The 16,510-nt window shown below is 70.1% G+C and carries 16 protein-coding genes; 6 read left to right on the top strand and 10 right to left on the bottom strand.

The genetic code is table 11. The features are described 5' to 3' along the window. Positions 1-177 precede the first annotated feature (177 nt). Positions 178-1,926, bottom strand: a complete 1,749-nt coding sequence (locus ACZ7OI_RS48775; RefSeq protein ID WP_470270935.1) for a pyruvate dehydrogenase — start codon at positions 1,924-1,926, stop codon at positions 178-180. Between the two features lie 127 nt (positions 1,927-2,053). On the opposite strand from ACZ7OI_RS48775, the gene ACZ7OI_RS48770 reads away from it, so the two are divergent. Further along, entirely contained in the window at positions 2,054-2,800 is a 747-nt protein-coding gene (locus tag ACZ7OI_RS48770; protein ID WP_470270934.1) for an SRPBCC family protein, read from the top strand. A 2-nt stretch (positions 2,801-2,802) separates the two neighbouring features. Here the strand turns inward: ACZ7OI_RS48770 and ACZ7OI_RS48765 are convergent, their stop codons facing one another. The 3 genes from ACZ7OI_RS48765 to ACZ7OI_RS48755 form a co-directional block, all read right to left on the bottom strand. Next, entirely contained in the window at positions 2,803-3,171 is a 369-nt protein-coding gene (locus ACZ7OI_RS48765; RefSeq protein ID WP_470270933.1) for an SPW repeat protein, read from the bottom strand. A gap of 62 nt (positions 3,172-3,233) precedes the next feature. Beyond that, complete coding sequence (locus tag ACZ7OI_RS48760) at positions 3,234-3,578, bottom strand: STAS domain-containing protein (protein WP_470270932.1); 345 nt, start codon at positions 3,576-3,578, stop codon at positions 3,234-3,236. A 78-nt stretch (positions 3,579-3,656) separates the two neighbouring features. Next, complete coding sequence (locus ACZ7OI_RS48755; RefSeq protein WP_470270931.1) at positions 3,657-4,352, bottom strand: DJ-1/PfpI family protein; 696 nt, start codon at positions 4,350-4,352, stop codon at positions 3,657-3,659. Positions 4,353-4,450: 98 nt separating this feature from the next. Here ACZ7OI_RS48755 and ACZ7OI_RS48750 point away from each other — a divergent pair, with 98 nt between their 5' ends. Both ACZ7OI_RS48750 and ACZ7OI_RS48745 read left to right on the top strand, forming a co-directional pair. Then, on the top strand, positions 4,451-5,428 hold the full coding sequence (locus tag ACZ7OI_RS48750; RefSeq protein WP_470270930.1) for a GlxA family transcriptional regulator: 978 nt from the start codon (positions 4,451-4,453) through the stop codon (positions 5,426-5,428). A gap of 59 nt (positions 5,429-5,487) precedes the next feature. Continuing rightward, positions 5,488-7,263, top strand: a complete 1,776-nt coding sequence (locus ACZ7OI_RS48745) for a YibE/F family protein (protein ID WP_470270929.1) — start codon at positions 5,488-5,490, stop codon at positions 7,261-7,263. A 219-nt stretch (positions 7,264-7,482) separates the two neighbouring features. On the opposite strand, the gene ACZ7OI_RS48740 is transcribed toward ACZ7OI_RS48745, so the two are convergent. Both ACZ7OI_RS48740 and ACZ7OI_RS48735 read right to left on the bottom strand, forming a co-directional pair. Continuing rightward, positions 7,483-8,109 (bottom strand): hypothetical protein, encoded by a 627-nt coding sequence (locus ACZ7OI_RS48740; protein WP_470270928.1) that lies wholly within the window; start codon positions 8,107-8,109, stop codon positions 7,483-7,485. An 11-nt stretch (positions 8,110-8,120) separates the two neighbouring features. Further along, a complete protein-coding gene (locus ACZ7OI_RS48735; protein WP_470270966.1) occupies positions 8,121-8,705 on the bottom strand; it encodes an MBL fold metallo-hydrolase in 585 nt (194 codons plus the stop codon). 136 nt (positions 8,706-8,841) lie between these two features. Here ACZ7OI_RS48735 and ACZ7OI_RS48730 point away from each other — a divergent pair, with 136 nt between their 5' ends. Both ACZ7OI_RS48730 and ACZ7OI_RS48725 read left to right on the top strand, forming a co-directional pair. Further along, positions 8,842-9,726, top strand: a complete 885-nt coding sequence (locus ACZ7OI_RS48730) for a peptidylprolyl isomerase (protein ID WP_470270927.1) — start codon at positions 8,842-8,844, stop codon at positions 9,724-9,726. A gap of 8 nt (positions 9,727-9,734) precedes the next feature. Continuing rightward, positions 9,735-10,514, top strand: coding sequence for an aminotransferase class IV family protein (locus ACZ7OI_RS48725; protein ID WP_470270965.1), 780 nt, complete (start codon positions 9,735-9,737; stop codon positions 10,512-10,514). Between the two features lie 7 nt (positions 10,515-10,521). Here ACZ7OI_RS48725 and ACZ7OI_RS48720 read toward each other — a convergent pair whose 3' ends face one another. From ACZ7OI_RS48720 to ACZ7OI_RS48710, 3 genes are read right to left on the bottom strand one after another with little or no spacing between them, the layout of a single operon-like run. Further along, a complete protein-coding gene (locus ACZ7OI_RS48720) occupies positions 10,522-11,268 on the bottom strand; it encodes an N-acetyltransferase (protein WP_470270926.1) in 747 nt (248 codons plus the stop codon). Positions 11,269-11,309: 41 nt separating this feature from the next. Next, positions 11,310-12,089: an enoyl-CoA hydratase/isomerase family protein gene (locus ACZ7OI_RS48715; protein WP_470270925.1), complete on the bottom strand. Its 780-nt coding sequence runs from the start codon at positions 12,087-12,089 to the stop codon at positions 11,310-11,312. Between the two features lie 54 nt (positions 12,090-12,143). Next, positions 12,144-13,256, bottom strand: coding sequence for a helix-turn-helix transcriptional regulator (locus ACZ7OI_RS48710; RefSeq protein WP_470270924.1), 1,113 nt, complete (start codon positions 13,254-13,256; stop codon positions 12,144-12,146). Between ACZ7OI_RS48710 and ACZ7OI_RS48705 the strand changes: the two genes are divergently transcribed. Further along, positions 13,255-13,704 carry a cupin domain-containing protein gene (locus ACZ7OI_RS48705; RefSeq protein WP_470270923.1) on the top strand — a complete coding sequence of 150 codons (450 nt, stop codon included), beginning with the start codon at positions 13,255-13,257 and terminating at the stop codon, positions 13,702-13,704. The two genes, ACZ7OI_RS48710 and ACZ7OI_RS48705, sit on opposite strands and share 2 nt — an antisense overlap. A 173-nt stretch (positions 13,705-13,877) precedes the next feature. Here ACZ7OI_RS48705 and ACZ7OI_RS48700 read toward each other — a convergent pair whose 3' ends face one another. Further along, a complete protein-coding gene (locus ACZ7OI_RS48700; RefSeq protein ID WP_470270922.1) occupies positions 13,878-16,268 on the bottom strand; it encodes a RelA/SpoT family protein in 2,391 nt (796 codons plus the stop codon). Positions 16,269-16,510: the final 242 nt, after the last annotated feature.

Here is a 16,510-nt window from a genome sequence, read left to right as displayed (position 1 = left end):
CAGCGCACCAACCTCCCCCCCGAACCCCGGTCCGAAGCAAAAAACGCGGCGAGGGGGTGTTTGGCAGTGCATCTTCCCTTTCTAAACAACCACCCCCGCGCCGTAGTCACAATCAGCTTCGGGGTGCCCACCCAAGAAACCGGGCGCAACGTCGCCGCCAGGCGACGAGCAGCCCCCTCAAAGCCGAGGAATGTTCCGCAAATTAGACTTCGCCAACTCCAGCATCTTCCCCACTCCCCCGCTCAACACAGTCTTGCTGGCCGCCAACGCAAACCCCTTGACCTGCGCAGCGGTAATATTCGGCGGAATAGACAACGCATTAGGATCGGTGACCACATCCAGCACAGCCGGTCCGTCATGCGCCAAAATGTCCCGAAGCCCCTCCCGGACCTCCCCGGGCTTCTCCACCCGCCGCGAATACAGCCCAGCCGCGCGGGCGATCCCGGCGAAGTCCACCTGATCGTGGTCGGTGCCGAACTCCGGCAACCCGTCCACGAGCATCTCCAGCTTCACCATCCCCAGCGAGGAGTTGTTGAACACCACCGCCTTGACCGGCAAGGCATGTGTCTTGAGCGTCAGCAACTCACCCATCAACATCGCCAGCCCGCCGTCCCCGCACATCGCCACGACCTGTCGACCGGGCTCCGCGGCCTGCGCCCCGATCGCATGCGGCAGCGCGTTGGCCATGCTCCCGTGCACGAACGACCCCAAGATCCGCCGCCGCCCGTTAGGCGTGATGTACCGGGCAGCCCACACATTGCACATTCCGGTGTCCACAGTGAACACCGCGTCCTCGGCGGCTTCCTCGTCCAGCACATCCGCGACAAACTCCGGATGCAGCGGAACGTGCTTGGAAACCTCGGCCGTGTAAGCGTCGACCACCCGCTGCAGTCCCCGCTCGTGCTTGCCCAGCATGGCATGCAGGAACGACCGGTCACTCCGCTCGCGCAGCCGGGGCAGCACCGCCCGGACCGTGGCCCCGACGTCCCCCTGCACCCCGAACTCCAGCACCGACCGACGGCCCATCCGCGACGGATCGATGTCCACCTGCACGGTATTCCGCTGCGGCAGGAAGTTGTCGTAAGGAAAGTCCGTACCCAGCAACAACACGAGATCAGCCTCGTGCATCGCGTCGTAGCAGGCCCCGTACCCCAGCAGCCCGCTCATCCCGACGTCGAACGGATTGTCGTACTGCACGAACTCCTTGCCCCGCAACGAATGCCCCACCGGAGCCCCGACCGCGTCGGCGAGCGCCAGCACCTCGTCGTGCGCGTCCCGGCACCCCGCGCCGGCCATGATCATCACCTTTTCCGCCCGGTCGATCCGGTCGGCAAGGCGAGCGATATCGGCCTCAGCAGGCACCACAGCAGGCGGACTGCCCAGCGACGCCGACTCCCCCGTGGCATGTGCGGCAGGCTCGTGCGACACATCGCCTGGCAGCACCAGCACCGCGGCCCCGCGCCGCCCGACCGCGTTCTGCACCGCGATCCGCGCCAGCCGGGGCATCTGCTCCGGCGAACTCACCATCTCGCAGTAGTGCGAGCACTCGGCGAACAAATGCTGCGGATGCGTCTCCTGAAAGAACCCGGTGCCGATCTGCGTCGACGGAATGTGCGAGGCGATCGCGAGCACCGGCGCGCCCGAGCGGTGCGCGTCGTAAACCCCTTGCAGCAGATGCAGATTGCCCGGCCCGCAACTGCCCGCGCACACCGCGAGCCGCCCGGTCAGCTGCGCCTCGGCCGCGGCGGCGAACGCGCCGGCCTCTTCGTTGCGCACGTGCACCCAGTCGATCCCGCCGCGCGGCGCACCGCCGGTGCGCCGCACCGCGTCCACGACGGGATTGAGGCTGTCGCCCACCACCCCGTAGATCCGGCGCACCCCGGATTGCACCAGAACGTCGATCAACTGGTCGGCCACCGTCGCCATGCTTCTGCGTCCCTTCGTGAGAGTCCCTTCGCAGTCTGTCATCGATCAGCCGAACCGCCACCGCATTGACAAGTATTATTGTCAATGGCACCGTGACCAGGACCGACCACGAGGAGGAACGCCGCAGATGCCACGCGAGTTCGAGGTGCGCAAAGAGGTCCAGCTGCCCGCGGGCCCCGAAGCCGTGTGGGAGGCCGTCGCGACCGGGCCCGGCATCGATTCGTGGTTCATGGGCCGCCACGAGGTCGACGCCGCGGCCAAGCGGGTCCGCTTCCGGCTCGGCGAAATGCGCACCGAGGCGGAGATCACCGCGTGGGATCCCCCGCGCAGGTTCGCTTACCGGGGCGAGGCGGCCGAGGACGGCACGTTCGACGCGATGGAGTTCCTCGTGGAAGCGGCCGAAGGCGGCACTTCTGTACTGCGATTTGTGCACCGCGGGTTCGTCCAGGACGGCTGGGACGACGAGTACCACGAGTCCTTCGCCGTCGGCTGGGAGATGTACCTGCACACGCTCGCCGAACTGCTGGCGCATTTCCCCGGCCGCTTCGCGACGTACGTGACCGCCGACGGCCCGGCCTCGTCGGCGAGCCGCGACGCGTGGCCGAAGCTGCTGGCCGCGCTCGGCCTGCCCGCCGAACCCTCAGCCGGGCAAGCGGTCCAGTTCAGTGTCGGCGACGAGGTGGTCGAGGGCGTCCTCGACTACTCGACCCCGAACTACGCCGGGGTCCGCGCCGAGGACGCCCTCTACCGGTTCCACGAACGGTCGCTGCTCGGCATGCCGATCGCGGTGGGGCATCACCTGTTCCGCCCGGATGTCGACGAGACCGCCGAAAGCGCGGCCTGGAGCCGCTGGCTCGCCGACGCGCTCGGCTGACGTCAGCGGCGTCGCAGCAGCAACGCCGCCCCGCCGGCGGCCACCACGACCCCGGCGATCACGTTGCCGGTCACCGCACCGGCCGACGGCACTGTTTCATCGCCGTACCGAAGCAAGAACGGAGACACCGCGGCCCACAACCCGAGCACCGGCAACACCCAGGTCAACGCCTGAGCACCGGAATCCCGCGCGCGCATCGCGGCGAAAACGACGATCGCCAGCCCGGCCACGGTGTTGCTCACCGCGAGTTCGGCGGCCCCGCCGAAGCGCAGCAGCCACGGCGCGGCGATCAGGTACAACCCGGCCAGCACAGCGAGGCCCGCTGCACCCCCGGAGACCGCGGTCTTGCCGGACATCGTGCTGGTGGACATCTGGGATCACCTCAGCAGCTCTCGGTTCCACCCTCACGGGTACCCAGATTCCCGCCGGGGATTCACGCACCCGCGGCGGCGCACGCCTCGCGCAGGCCGCTGCGCACCGGCGCCTTGATCCCGGACACCGCGAAAGCGCGCAGCACGAGCGGCCCGGTCGCCACGATCGAGAGGGCCGGCCGGACGTGGCTCGTCTCCTCGATCACGCGCAGCCCGGCGCAGCTGAGATAGCCGACCCGAGACAGGTCCACCACGAGTTTTCCGCCCGCTCCGGAGGCGGCGGACAGCGCGGAGCGGAACTGCCCCACCGACGCGATGTCGATCTCGCCCGCCGCCGTGACCAGCACGATGTCGCCGTCTCTCCTGCTCGTGAAGACGGTGAGACCGGCATCCCCGCGAGAACCCATTGGCGGTACGGTACGCGCCCGCGAGACGCTGGCAAACCGTCCTGCCTCAGCCGGGTGGGGCAATTCACGAGGGCGTCACTACTGCGCCAGCAGCTTTTCTCGCAGCTCCGGCTGATCGGCGAGACCCTCGCGGACGGTGTGGTCGACGAACGGCCGCATGTGCTCGCGCGGGGCGAGCGACCAGTCGAGCGGGCCGAGCGGCGGCTGCGGGTCGTACTCGATGCCGAACTGGACCAGCCGCGCGGTGTCCGTGCCGCGCATCCGCTCCACCAGGTGCAACGCCAGGTCGATCCCGGCCGACACCCCGGCCGCGGTGATCACCGAGCCGGTGTCAACCCAGCGCTGCCGGACCGGCTTGGCCCCGAACGCGCGGAGGGTGTCCAGGAAAGTCCAGTGCGTCGTCGCTTCGCGGCCGTCGAGCAGCCCAGCTTGGCCGAGCAGCAGCGAACCGGTGCACACGGACGTCATCAGCTCGGCGGACTCCGCGGCCCGCCGGAGGTAGCCGATGAGCGTCTCGTCGCCGAGCGCGCGCAGCGTCGGCGCGGCACCGCCGGGGACCAGTACCCAGGACGGGTCCGGAACCTGGTCGAAAGTGTGGCTCGGCGCGATCCGCAGCGGCGTGTCGGTGCCGAGGGTCTCGAGGGTTTCGCCGACCACCGCCACCCGGACCGAGGGGTCCGCCGCCGCGTAACCGTTGATCACCTGCAGCGGCCCCACCAGGTCGAGCGGCGTCAGGCCGGGGTACACGACGAACGCGAACGTCTTCTGAGTCATGCCGCCACCCTGTCCCCCTCGCGACCCGGCCGGGACACGCGTGTCCGAAATCCTGCGAACCCGGTTGATCCGGCCCGGCGAGCTGCTACCGTGCGGCCATGCCGAGTACCGCCCGGCAGGTCGTGATCCTCGGGTACCCCGACGCCGAACTGCTCGACATCGCCTGCGTCTCCGACGTTTTCGACGCCGCCACCCGGCTCGGCGCGGCCCGGCCGTACGACGTCCGGCTCGCCAGCGTCGACGGGCTCCCCTTCACCTGCCAGTCCGGTCTCACGCTCGCCCCGCACGTCCGGATCGACCAGGTCCGCGGCCCGCTCGACACCTTCGTCGTCGCGGGCGGGCTCGGCCACCACACCGCCGCCAAGGACGAACGGCTGCTCTCGCACGTGCGGCGGCTGTCGCAGGAGAGCAGACGGACGGCGTCGGTCTGCACCGGCGCGACGGTGCTCGCCGCCGCCGGGCTGCTGAGCGGCCGCCGGGCGACCACGCACTGGTCGCACGCGGCGCGGCTCGCCGAGCAATATCCTTCGGTGACGGTGGATCCGGTGCCGCTTTTCGTGCGGCACGGCGACGTCTACACCTCCGCCGGCGTCACCAGCGGCCTCGACCTCACCCTCGCGTTCGTCGAGGAGGACCACGGCCCGACGCTCGCCCGCGAGGCCGCCCGCTCGCTGGTCACCTACCTGCAGCGGCCCGGAAACCAGGCGCAGGTGAGCATGTTCCTCGCCGGACCGCCGCCGGAGCACCGGCAGGTCCGCGACCTCACCGCGTACGTCGCCGAGCACCTCGCCGACGACCTCGGCGCGCACGCGCTGGCGAACCAGGCCGGCATCAGCACGCGTCAGCTGACCCGGCTGTTCGACGCCCATCTCGGCACCACGCCGGGGAAATACGTCCGGACCGTGCGCGCGGAACACGCCGCCCGCCTGCTGTCGGGCACCGATCTCCCGCTCACCGCGATCGCGCGACGCTGCGGTTTCGGCTCCACGGAGACGCTCCGGCAGGCGTTTCTGGACCATTTCGACACCCCGCCCTCGGCTTATCGTCGCGTGCACTTGCGTTCTGCGCACGCCTGAACGAAACGCCCGCTTCCTCCCCCACCCGGTACGGGCGAGCCGCGAGCCGGGAGGGCAGGATGTCCGCCGTGGCACCGCACGACTACCCCGACCAGGACCCCGACGACACCGGCCCGCTGCCGCGAGTGCCGGGCGAACCCGCGTCCCCGTCCTCCGCCGTGCCGCCCCGCTCCCGGCCGGACGCCCCGCGCCGCCCGCGCCGCGCCGAACCCGGGCGCACTGGCGAACCCGGACGCCCGGCTGAACGCACCGGCGAACCGGGACGACCAGCCGAGCGCTCCGGCAACCCCGGAGACGCCGGACGGCGCCCCGAGCGGTCCGGCGAACCCCGCCGCCCGCGCGCCGCCTCGCCACGCCCTGCCCAACCCGGTGCCCCGCGCTCAGCGCAACCGGGAACCCCGCGCTCCGGCGATCCCCGAAGCTCGCAATCCGGCCAACTCCGCGGCGGCTCGCAATCGGGCGAACTACGACTCCCCCGCCGTCCCGGCGACACCCCGCCGCCCGGCACCCGCCGCCGTCCCCCGGCCCGACCCCCACAGTCCGAAAAGGACACTCCGAAACCCGCCGCCGCCAAGGAAACCCCTCCGCCAACCGGACACGGCCACGGTCATGGACACGGACACGGCCCGGCCGCCCCAGCGTCACAACGAGTCCGCAAACTCCTCATCTGGCTCCTCGCCCCGCTGGCCCTCGCGACCGTCGTAGGCATGATCGTCCTGTACCCGTGGGGCAGTTCCCTGCCGAAGAGCGCCGTACAGCAGGGCACCCCGGTCCAGGCAGCGATCACGACCGCGACGTCCGGCCCGTGCCTGCAGCCGGGCCAAGTGCAGGTCGGCTCGCAGCCGGACCCGAACGCGAAACCGTGCCTCACCGTCGACCTGCAGATGTCCGACGGCCCGGCCGCCGGAAAACCGGTGCGCCTCACCGTCCCGATCGAACCGAGCACGCCAAGGTTCACCGCGGGAGACAAGGTCGTCCTCGCCTACAACGGCGGCAACCCGCTCGACCCGCAGTCGTTCACCCTCGTCGACTTCCAACGCGGCACGCCCCTGGTACTGCTCGCCGCGCTGTTCGCCGTCGCCGTGCTGGTGCTCGGCCGCTGGCAAGGCCTGGCCGCACTGGTCGCGCTGGTGCTGAGTTTCGTCGTGATCGTGCTCTTCGTGCTGCCAGCGATCCTCTCCGGGGAAAACCCGCTGCTGGTAGCAATCGCCGGAGCAGGAGCGATCATGTTCATCGCGCTGTACCTGACCCACGGCCTGTCCGCGAGAACCTCAGTCGCCGTACTGGGAACGCTGGTGAGCCTCGCGCTGATCGGCATCCTGTCAGCGATCTTCTCCGCCGCCGCCTCGCTCACCGGCCTGGACGACAGCACCACCACCCTGATCGCCTCGCTAGGCCACGGCATCGACGCCCGGGGCCTGCTGCTGGCAGGCATCGTGATCGGCGCGCTGGGCGTCCTGGACGACGTCACGATCACCCAAACCAGCGCAGTATGGGAACTACGCCGTGCGAACCCGTCGCTAGGCTGGCGCGAGCTGTACAGCTCAGGCCTGCGAATCGGCCGCGACCACGTCGGCTCCGCAGTGAATACTCTGGTCATGGCCTACGCCGGAGCCGCACTGCCGGTAATGCTCTACTCCGCGATCTCCGGCGTAGGCCTAGGCGCGCTCCTAGGCAGCGAAGACATCGCCGCGGAAATCATCCGCACCCTGGCCGGCTCCGTAGGCATCGTCGCAGCAGTGCCAGTAACAACGGTCCTGGCCGCCCTAATCGCCGCACGCGAGCCAATCGACCACCTCATCAACACCACCACCCCCACCGCTCCGCCCCAGTAACCCCCGGCTCCCCCACCCGAGGAGGGCCCTGTTGTTCTCAGCCGCCCTGGCCGGCCCCCCTCACCCGACCCAGCCGCGGGATCGCGTCGGCGTCTGAGGAGCGGTGTGACCGCCCCCAGGCGGTTACACCGCTCCTCAGACGCCGACTTAAAGGCGATCCCGCACGCGACGACGAAGTCGGCGCCATCAAACACAGCTTGGCGACCCACGCCCCCCAACTCACCCCAGCGTCGCCACAAACCGACTAACAGCCTCCATAGGAAACCGCTGCAAATACTTCCCCGCCGGCGCCGCCGAAGCCAACCGATACAACGGCCTTTCCGCCACCGCGTCCCCCCGAGCCTCAGCCCGCAGCTCCGCCACCAACAGCTCCGAAAACACCAACCCATTAGCCTCGGTATTGTTCAAAACCGCATCCGCCAGCCGCCGCAACTGGAGCGCCCCCAACTCCCGCCCCCCAGTCCCGGAAAACACGGCAAGATCAACCTTCACGCCACGCCGCCGCTGCCCCGCATTCACCAGCAACGCAACCGTCCGATTCCCCCGGACATCACTGATCACCACGTCCAGCCGAGGCGCAGCGAGCAAATCCACCCGCCGCACCCCCCAAGTCCGCACGACCAGCGTCGTCCCCTCGAGCCAAATCCGCCGCCGAGCCGCATACAGCACCACGTAAATCAACGGCACCGCCACCACAGCCGCCACGATCAGCCCCGGCACCTGTCCGGCGATCAGCCCCACGATCCCGCCGAACGCCGCGGCGAGAATCACCACCCCGAAGATCCCGGACCACGCCCGGCGACGACGCAGCTTTGGCTCGTCAGCGAACAGCGGCAGCCGTTCCACCGGTTTCTCAGTCACTGCACGGCCCCCGGCACGAACGGATTCCCGGCGCGCTCGCGCCCGATGGTCGTGGCCGGGCCGTGGCCGGGCAGCACGACGGTGTCGTCAGCGAGCGTGAGCAGTGTGCGCAACGAATTCTCCAGGTCGGAGCCGGATCCGCCGGTGCGCCCGACCGATCCGGCGTAAAGCGTGTCCCCCGTGAACACCAGCCTGCCACCCTCGCCGGTCTCGACGGCGAAGGCCACCGAACCCGGCGTGTGCCCAGGCAGCGGGAGCACTCCGACGGCCAGCCCGGCAGCCTCCACTTCACCAGAGGCGAGCGGTTCGAACAGCCCGTCGTACCACTCAGCGTCACCCGGATGCATCCAAAGGGGCACCTCGTGCTTCCGCGACAGCTCAGCGGCGGCGCCGACGTGGTCCGGATGGCCGTGCGTGGCGAGCAGCGCGACCGGCGTCAGGCGGTGCTCCGCCAGCGCCCCGGCCAGCGGTTCGGCAGCGCCCTCGCCCGGGTCGACGACGACGCACGGACCCCCGGCGGCGGGGGCCAGCAGATAGCAATTCGAGCGCAGCGGACCCGCGGCGAACCCGGCGACGAGCACCGAACCCTCCTCCCAGGAAGCGGCCTTGATCACGACCCGGTGAAGACTAGCCGCCCCTGTACGGAGTCCTAACAGGCTGTGCCCATACACTGCCGCTACCTCAGACGTGTGACTTCGAGCGGAAACTGGAGGGCGGGTGGCGACCAACCAGCAGCGCCGAGAAGCCGCAAAGCGCAAACTCGAGCGGCAGCTCGTGCGCCGGGCGGAACAGGCGAAGCGACGCAAGATCGTGGGCGCTGGAGTGGTCGGCGGTGTGGTCCTCATCGTCGCCGGTCTCGTGGTGTGGATCGTGAACAGCGGCGGCAGCGGCGACCAGCAGGCCGCCACGCCCCCGCCGTCGAGCTCCGCGCCGCCGGTCCCGAGCGTCACGAACATCCCCACCGAGCGCACCGCGCTCCCCAAGCGCCCCAAGGCGCTGCCGAACCCGACGACGTGCTCGTACCCGGCCGATGCCAGCGGCAAGCCGCCGTCGACGAAGAAGCCGACCGTGCCGGACGGCAAGAACGTCTCGTCCAGCGGGACGGTGAACATCACGATGAAGTCCACCCAGGGCGACATCCCGCTGACGCTGGACCGCGCGCTCGCGCCGTGCACCGTGCAGGCGTTCGAGAGCCTGGCGAAGCAGGGCTTCTTCACCGACACGATCTGCCACCGCCTCGGCGTCACCGACCTGCAGATGCTGCAGTGCGGCGACCCGGACGCGAAGGGCGACGTGCTGAAGGACGGCCGCGGCGGACCAGGCTTCACGGTGCCGGACGAGGTCGTCGACACCTCGAAGTACGGCCGCGGCGTCCTCGCGATGGCCAACACCGGCCAGCCGAACAGCGGCGGCAGCCAGTTCTTCATGGTCTACGGCAACGCACCGCTGCAGCCGCAGTACACGATCTTCGGCAGCATCTCGGACGAGGGCCTGAAGGTGCTCGACAAGATCGCGAAGAACGGCATCGGCGCGATCGGCCAGGACGGTTCGACCGGCGAGCCCAAGCAGCCGGTGAAGTTCACCGCGGTCACGGTTTCCTGACGTTGACTGTGCGAGTCGAGATCGGCGGTACCGCTCCCGGTACCGCCGATCTCGTCGCGGCGGCGACCAGCTACGGCCACTTCACCGCGATGCAGGTCCGCGACGGGCGCGTGCGCGGCCTCGGCTACCACCTCGACCGGCTCGCGGCGAGCACCCGCGAGGTGTTCGGCAGCGAACTGGACACCGACCTGGTCCGCAGCTACGTGCGGCGGCTCGTCGCCGGTCAGGGCGCGCTGTCGGTGCGGGTGATCATTTTCTCGCGATCGTCGCCGCACGACCCCGCGATGGCGCCCGAAATCCTCGTGCGCACCGCGCCGCCCGCCTCCCCCGTCGCCACGCCGATGCGGCTGCGATCCGTTTCCTACCAACGGGATCTGCCGCACGTGAAGCATCTCGGCGGCTTCGGTCTCACCCAGCATTCGCGCGCCGCCGCCCTCGCCGGGTACGACGACGCGGTGTTCCTCGCCGCGGACGGCCGGATCAGCGAGGCGACGATCTGGAACGTCGGCTTCCTCCGCGACGGGACGATCGTGTGGCCGGAAGCTCCGGTGCTGCCGGGGATCACGTACCTGGTGCTCGAGGAACAGCTGCGCAAGGCCGGCGTGCCGCAGGAAACGCGCCCGGTGTACCCGGCGGAACTCCCGGAATTCGACGCGATGTTCGTGACGAACTCCGCGACCGTCGGCCGACCCGTCGCTTCCGTGGACGACGTGCCGCTGCGGATCTCGCCCACCGCGACTGAACTGCTGACAACGGCTTACGAAGCCGCGCCCTGGGACGAGATCTGACGCAGCGTCAGGGTCTGCGGTGCTCCACCCAGACATTGGGCTCGACGTAGACGGCCGAGTCCTGCGCCACCGACACCAGGACCGGGCTCAGCGCGCCTTCCACGACCACCGGACCGTCGGTGTCGAACGGCAGTCCGGTCCATTCCCGCCACTGCGCGAGCGTTCCGGGGATGGTCATCGACACCGGGCAGACCTTCAGGATCCGCCCGCCCGCGCGCACGTGCACCCGCAGCCACGGGTCGTAGGGCAAGCCGTCGTCACGCGTCCGGAAGGCGTATTCGCTCATCGGAGTCTCGGGTTCGTCCGCCTTCCGCGACGGCCGCACCGGAGCGTAGAGCACGTCGTGCCCGAGGCGGAAAGCGTTGTCCCGCAGAGCTTTCACCATCACCAAGGCGAGCCCGGTGCCTTGCCGCTCCTTGCGGACGACGATCTCCAGCGCGGTCGCCGCGTTGCGTTCCCGCCCGGCCAGCCGGTCGCTGCGCTGCCACCTGACCACCTCGTCCCACCCGCCGTCGGGCAGCTCCTCGCGCCCGGGGCCGCCGAGCGCGAAGGGCGCCGAGTAGGCCTTGGCGACCGGCTCGTCTCCGTCCGTCGCGAGCAGCACGTAGTCGGCGACGGCGTCGAGTTCGCCGTAGTAGAGGTGCCCGGTCGGGTTGTGGTGCATGAAAACCGGCCACGACCGGTCGAAGTCGGCGTGGTCGACCGTCCGGAAGATCTCCGGGTTCCGGCCGCGATGGTGAATTGTCAGAGCCACAGGCCCCAGTCTCACCGGCCAGTCAACCGCTTATCCGGCGGTCAGCGATAAGTGAACTTCGGCGCGCGCCGGTTCAGGAACGCATCCACGCCCTCGGCGTAGTCCTCCCCGTGCAGCGCGGCGAGCCGGATCTCCTCGACCTCGTCGTCGCTCTTCTCCTGGCCCGCCGCGATCTTCTCGATGATCCGGTTCATCCCGCGGATCGACGCCTGCGAACGCCCGCAGAGCGTCTCGGCGAACCGCGCCGTCGCGGCTTCCAGGTCCGCGGCCGGGAAAACGTCGTTGACCAGCCCGATCTCGCGGGCCCGGGTCGCGTCGACGAGTTCGCCGGACAGCAGGAAGTACTTGGCGTTCGCCGGGCCGACCAGCGACATCAGCTGCCGCGTCGAGGCGAAGTGGTAGACGATGCCGAGCTTGGCCGGGGTGATGCCGAAGCGCGCGTCGTCCGCGGCGAAGCGGAAGTCGCAGGCGACCGAGATCTGGCAGCCGCCGCCGATGCAGTTGCCGCCGACCATCGCGACGGTCGGCTTGCGCATCGCGGTCAGCGCCGCCACCGCGCTGTCCACGGCCTCGTCGTACTTCGCGGCGGCGTCCGCGGTCGAGCGCAGCTCGCGGAACTCGCCGATGTCCGCGCCCGCGGAGAAATGCCGTCCGGCCCCGGTCAGCACGAGCACCTTCAGCTCGGGATCGGCCTCGACCTCGGCCGCCACGCCCGGGATCGCCGCCCACATGCCGTGGGTGATCGCGTTCATCTTCTCCGGGCGGGAGAACGTCAGCCGGGCCACGGCGCCTTCGCGGGTGAACTCGAGTCCGTCCGTCATGCCAGCACCCTAATGCGCCCTCACCGCGATCCCGCTGTGGGACAGATCACCGGCCTAACCGGACAGCCGCGCCGTCAGCTCGCCGCGGCTGCGCACGCCGACCTTGCCGAACACCGATTTGAGGTGGTCCTGCACCGTGTTCACCGAGATCCCCAGCCGCGCCGAGATGTCCGATGTGGACAGTCCAGACAGGACTTCCCGGCACACGTCGCGTTCGCGCGCGGTCAGCCGGTAGGCCGCGAGCAGCACGTCCAGCAGCTCCCCGCGGGAGGCGCGGCGGATCGTCACGACGATGTCGCGGGCGTCGTCGCCGGTGACCAATCTGCTGGCCTGCAAGACAATCCAGCCGCCCCGTGCGTCGCGGACCCGGGCCCGGAACGTCCCGCTCGCCGCGGACTGGGCGCCGACCGCGACCGCGCGCAGCAGCACCGCGAACCGGCCGTCGGCGATCGCGTCCAATTCGGACTCCCACGCGCCAACCCCCTCGGTCGCCCCGCGACGGCGGCCGTCCGGTCCGACCACGACGATCGCCGGTTCCGCCGCCAAAGCCGCGCCTCGCGCCAGCGCCGCCACCCGCGTGGCAGCGGCCAGCGTCGGCCCGATCGAGGTCAGGAACTCGACCTCGCGGTCGCTGAACTCGCCCCGGCGCACCAGCCCGGCGGCGGCCCAGCAGACGCCGTCCGCGCGAAACCCGACGCGCAGCTCGCTCTCCAGCCCGAGCGGCCGCCACACCCGCGCCCACCGGCCGCTGCGCTCGCGTTCCCGGCGCGGCAAATCGGAAAGCCGCGCCACCGGCACCGGCCGCCGGGCGAGCTGCGCGAAGGTATGCGGCTCCGCGCCGTCGTACTCGTACGTCGCCAGCAGCGGCTCGTACTCCCCCGGGATGCGAGCGCGGCCGCTGGTCATCGAGCTGATCACGGCGGTGTCCGGATCGAGTGACGCCCAGCAGGTCAGCTCCGCCGGCACGACCCGGTCGACCAGGTCGATGGCCGCCGCGTGCAGTTCGGCAACGCCGCAGCCGGCCGTGGCGAGAGCCGCCAGCTCCCGCCGCACGCCCTGCGCCCGGCCTTCCCACACTCGACGAAGTATGCGCGCGCCCTCCCCCAGCCGGTATCCCTGATTTCCGGGATGGTCGCGCCGCCGCGGCGTTTCTACCTTCGGTGCCATGACCATTCACCTCAGCACCGCGGGCAACGGCCCTGAGCTAGACACGAAAGACGCCATCGTGACGGTGAAAGCGTCCGCTGCGGACACCGGCGGCTACGAGCTTTTCGAGGTCGACGCCTCGCGCGGTCCCGCCGTCCCTCCGCACGTCGACCCTTGGGCGAAAGGGTTCTACGTCCTGCACGGCCGCATCACCGTCTGCCTCGACGGCGAACTCCACGACCTCGGTCCCGGCGCGTTCGTGCACATCCCGGCGGGCATTCCCAACACGTTCGCCGTGCACACGCCGCACGCGAAGTTCCTCGTGCTCACGCCAGACGACGCGATGGGCGAGTTCTTCCGCGAAATCGACCGCAGCGTCCCGGCCAACGCCCTGTGGCCGGCCGCCGTGCCGCTGCTCGGCGACATCGCCGCCCGGCACGGGGTCACGTTCGGGGAGCTGGTGCCGTGAGCGCCGCGCGCAAGTCTTCGCCCGAGTCCCAGACCCGCTGCACCTGCTGGCGGTCCCGGGAGAAATGCGCCTGTCCGACCGGCCAATCCGGCGCGCAGGCTTATCCCAGGGCCCGGCCGAGAAGCTGTCCGCCACCCGCCTCGGCCCGGACGGCCTGCACGCCGCCGGATCAGCTATGAAGCCGAGGTCACCCGGTACACGTCGTACACGCCCTCTACGCCGCGGACGACCTTGAGCACGTGCCCGAGGTGCTTCGGGTCGCCCATCTCGAACGAGAACCGGCTCACCGCCACCCGGTCGCGCGACGTCGTCACCGAGGCCGACAGGATGTTCACCTTCTCGTCCGCCAGCACCTTCGTGACGTCCGAGAGCAACCGGTGCCGGTCGAGCGCCTCGACCTGGATCGCCACCAGGAACACCGAGGACGACGACGGCGCCCATTCCACCTCGACCAGCCGCTCCGGCTGGGTCCGCAGGTCGTCGGCGTTCGTGCAGTCCGTCCGGTGCACGCTCACGCCGCCGCCGCGCGTCACGAAACCGAGGATCTCGTCGCCCGGCACCGGCGTGCAGCAGCGGGCCAGCTTCGCCCAGACGTCGCTCGCGCCCTTCACGATGACGCCGACGTCGTTCGAACCGCGGCGGCGCGTCACCGTGGACGGCGTGGCCCGTTCGGCCAGCTCCTCCTCGGCCTCCTCGACCCCGCCGATGAGCGCGACCAGCCGCTGCACCACGTGCTTCGCGCTGGTGTGGCCCTCGCCGACAGCCGCGTACAGCGAGGAAATGTCGCCGTGGCGCAGCTCGGTCGCCACCGAGCCCATCGATTCCGCCGAGACGAGCCGCTGGATCGGCAGCCCGACCTTGCGGATCTCCTTGGTGATCGCTTCCTTGCCCGCGTCGATCGCCTCGTCGCGGCGCTCCTTCGCGAACCACTGCCGGATCTTCGCGCGCGCCTTCGGCGAACCGGCGAACTGCAGCCAGTCGCGGCTCGGCCCGGCGCTTTCCGCCTTGGACGTGAAGATCTCGACGACCTCGCCGTTCTCGAGCTTCCGCTCGAGCGCGACCAGCCGGCCGTTCACGCGTGCGCCGATGCAGCGGTGGCCGACCTCGGTGTGCACCGCGTACGCGAAGTCCACCGGCGTCGAATCCGCGGGCAGCGTGATCACGTCGCCCTTCGGCGTGAACACGAAGATCTCGCGCGCGGCGAGTTCGTAGCGCAGCGATTCGAGGAAGTCGCCCGGATCCGCGGCCTCGCGCTGCCAGTCGAGCAGCTGCCGCATCCACGCGATCTCGTCGAGCTCCATGCCGTTGTTGCTGGCGTGCGTGCCCTTGGTTTCCTTGTACCGCCAATGCGCGGCGATGCCGTACTCGGCGGTGCGGTGCATGTCGTAGGTGCGGATCTGCACCTCGAGCGGTTTGCCGTCCGGCCCGATCACCGTCGTGTGCAGCGACTGGTACACGCCGAACCGCGGCTGCGCGATGTAGTCCTTGAACCGCCCGGGGACCGGCTGCCACAGCGCGTGCACCACGCCCATCGCGGCGTAGCAGTCGCGCACGTCCTCGACCAGGATCCGGACGCCGACCAGGTCGTGGATGTCGTCCAGGTCCCGGCCGCGGACGATCATCTTCTGGTGGATCGAGTAGTAGTGCTTCGGCCGCCCCTCGACCTTCGCGGTGATCCGCGACGACACCAGGTTGTTCGTCAGGTCCGCGATCACCTTGCGCAGGTAGGTGTCGCGCGAGGGCGCGCGGTCGGCGACCAGCCGGACGATCTCGTCGTACTTCTTCGGCTGCAGGATCGCGAACGCGAGGTCTTCCAGCTCCCACTTCACCGTGGCCATGCCGAGCCGGTGCGCCAGCGGGGCGAGCACCTCGAGCGTCTCGCGCGCCTTGCGGGCCTGCTTCTCCGGCGGCAGGAAGCGCATCGTGCGCATGTTGTGCAGCCGGTCGGCGAGCTTGATGACCAGGACCCGCGGGTCCTTAGCCATCGCGATCACCATTTTGCGGATGGTCTCCGCCTCGGCCGACGTGCCGAGCTTGACCTTGTCCAGCTTCGTGACGCCGTCGACCAGCTCGCCGACCTTGTCGCCGAAATCGGCCTTCAGCTGTTCCAGCGAATAGCCGGTGTCCTCCACCGTGTCGTGCAGCAGCGCCGCGACGAGGGTGGTGGTGTCCATGCCCAGTTCGGCCAGGATCGTGGCTACCGCGAGGGGATGGGTGATGTACGGGTCGCCGGACTTGCGGCGTTGTTCGCGGTGAAGTTCCTCGGCGACGTCGTAGGCGCGTTGAAGCTGGCCCAGGTCGGAGTTGGGGTGCAGTTCGCGGTGGATGACCGCGAGGGGTTCGAGGACCTGCTTGACCGGTGCGGCGCGCTGGGCGGTGATCCGGCGCGCCAGGCGGGCGCGGACGCGGCGGGTCGCGGAGGGGTTGGGCGCGGCTCCGTTGGGCCGGGTCCCGGTGTCCGCGGCGGTGGCACCGGTCCTGGCGGGGGTGGTGCCGCCTTTGGTGGGGGTGGCACCGCCACCGCCGCCTTTGGCGGGGACGTTGGCGTCGAGCTCTTGGCTCACCCGCACCTCCAGCTGCTTCGTGCGGCCTCGAACCTTCAGGGTAACCGGTTGGTCTTTCGGCGGGACGGGTGACGTGCCGTTGCGCTGTGTTGCGCTGTGTGCTGGCGGGCTCGTCGCCTGGCGGCGACATTGCGCATCGTTTCGCGGGGGGCACCCCGAAGCTTGATTGTGCTGACGGTCTGGGGTTGCTTGTCAAGGCGGGAAAGATGCCTTGACAAGCAACCCCAGACCGCAGGGAGGCT

It is taken from the genome of Amycolatopsis sp. NPDC114503 (genome assembly GCF_055633655.1).
Note: the sequence above shows the minus strand (reverse complement) of the source record. Positions and strands in the feature narration are given on the sequence as shown.

What these genes read in the sequence shown, in the direction of transcription:
- ACZ7OI_RS48705 (WP_470270923.1), top strand. Translation starts at nt 13,255, where the DNA reads ATGACCATTCACCTCAGCACCGCGGGCAACGGCCCTGAGCTAGACACG.
- ACZ7OI_RS48715 (WP_470270925.1), bottom strand. Translation starts at nt 12,089, where the DNA reads ATGACGGACGGACTCGAGTTCACCCGCGAAGGCGCCGTGGCCCGGCTG.
- ACZ7OI_RS48765 (WP_470270933.1), bottom strand. Translation starts at nt 3,171, where the DNA reads ATGTCCACCAGCACGATGTCCGGCAAGACCGCGGTCTCCGGGGGTGCA.
- ACZ7OI_RS48745 (WP_470270929.1), top strand. Translation starts at nt 5,488, where the DNA reads ATGTCCGCCGTGGCACCGCACGACTACCCCGACCAGGACCCCGACGAC.
- ACZ7OI_RS48775 (WP_470270935.1), bottom strand. Translation starts at nt 1,926, where the DNA reads ATGGCGACGGTGGCCGACCAGTTGATCGACGTTCTGGTGCAATCCGGG.
- ACZ7OI_RS48710 (WP_470270924.1), bottom strand. Translation starts at nt 13,256, where the DNA reads ATGGCACCGAAGGTAGAAACGCCGCGGCGGCGCGACCATCCCGGAAAT.
- ACZ7OI_RS48770 (WP_470270934.1), top strand. Translation starts at nt 2,054, where the DNA reads ATGCCACGCGAGTTCGAGGTGCGCAAAGAGGTCCAGCTGCCCGCGGGC.
- ACZ7OI_RS48750 (WP_470270930.1), top strand. Translation starts at nt 4,451, where the DNA reads ATGCCGAGTACCGCCCGGCAGGTCGTGATCCTCGGGTACCCCGACGCC.
- ACZ7OI_RS48755 (WP_470270931.1), bottom strand. Translation starts at nt 4,352, where the DNA reads ATGACTCAGAAGACGTTCGCGTTCGTCGTGTACCCCGGCCTGACGCCG.
- ACZ7OI_RS48760 (WP_470270932.1), bottom strand. Translation starts at nt 3,578, where the DNA reads ATGGGTTCTCGCGGGGATGCCGGTCTCACCGTCTTCACGAGCAGGAGA.